Source organism: Acinetobacter sp. WCHA39, from assembly GCF_002165385.1.
Lineage (GTDB): Bacteria > Pseudomonadota > Gammaproteobacteria > Pseudomonadales > Moraxellaceae > Acinetobacter.
The window spans coordinates 1-1,085 of the sequence record NZ_NHRP01000087.1; the positions used below are offsets into that span (position 1 = coordinate 1).

Sequence of the window (1,085 nt, forward strand, 5' to 3'; positions counted from 1 at the left end):
TATGACAATTTTATATACTCCATAAACCCTTTAAATTAATTAGGTGGTTTATGTCGCACTTCAAGTTTTACTCTGCCAACTTTAAATCAGTGGCTCCACTAACACTCTTCACTTATTTATTTAAAATTTAGCGACGTTAAAAGACAATTAAGTATTTTTAGATAATGCTTAGAATCAATTCAATTCATCAAGTTTTAAAAAATAATTCCTTTTGTCAGGTCTATCATTTTTTAAATGCTTTAAAAATATTTTAGCAGTTTCCTCCGAGGCATCCTCTCTTAGGCAACGTTCAACAAAGGATATATCTACAAATTCATCAGCTAACCCAGCACGGCCAAGATCTAAAAAGTAAATTTCATTGAATTTATCTATAAAAATATTACTATCCGTGATATCGCCATGAGAAAAAACCAATCTTTCTTCAACACGAGTCTCAGTTAACTCATTCCATAGACTTAGGTAAGTTCTATGGTCTCCCCATAATTCAGCGTCAAAATCATCTTGATCTATATCGTCAAGGAGTTGGTTATCAATAAAAAATTTTGACTCTTTTAACCGATGATCAATGTTTGAAATAAATGGACAATCAATAATAGCAACTGAATTTAACAGATTGAGTGCCTCCTTATAGATAGCAAGCAATTCTTGGTCTGTTAAAAAAAGCGCTGAAATTGGTTTTGCATTGATCGCTTTAGTGATCATTAATTCAAACTGCTCATCCTGAAAAGTCATGATGAGTTCAGGCACCTTTAATTTCTCAGAGAGCCAACTCAACATTTTCGCTTCGCGAGAGACACTGTATGTGGTCTCTGTATATAAAGTGCTAGATCGCTTAAGAAAAAAAGTTTCATTATTTCGATTAAAAGAATAAACATCCGATGGCGACTGACCAATTTTATTTGGCTCTAAAACGCTGTTTCCAATAAATTGTTGAATAATATTGGGCAATTCCATCAAGTTTTCCTTTTATTCAGCATTAAAAACCCCGCAAATGCGAGAGAGGTGGTCCCACTTGTTTGAACAACTAAAAGCGTATTTATAAGTGATATTCCGCTCTAGTTAAGCCACCTTGTTTTGTTGGGGTA

The 1,085-nt window shown here is 33.5% G+C and carries 1 protein-coding gene; it reads right to left on the minus strand.

Annotated features, from left to right (window positions below; genetic code table 11):
* Positions 1–174 precede the first annotated feature (174 nt).
* Positions 175–954 (minus strand): APH(3')-VI family aminoglycoside O-phosphotransferase, encoded by a 780-nt coding sequence (locus CDG56_RS16705; RefSeq protein ID WP_014386410.1) that lies wholly within the window; start codon positions 952–954, stop codon positions 175–177.
* Positions 955–1,085: the final 131 nt, after the last annotated feature.

Excerpts from the sequence above, each read along its gene's own strand:
- CDG56_RS16705 (WP_014386410.1), bottom strand. The coding sequence starts at position 954 with ATGGAATTGCCCAATATTATTCAACAATTTATTGGAAACAGCGTTTTA.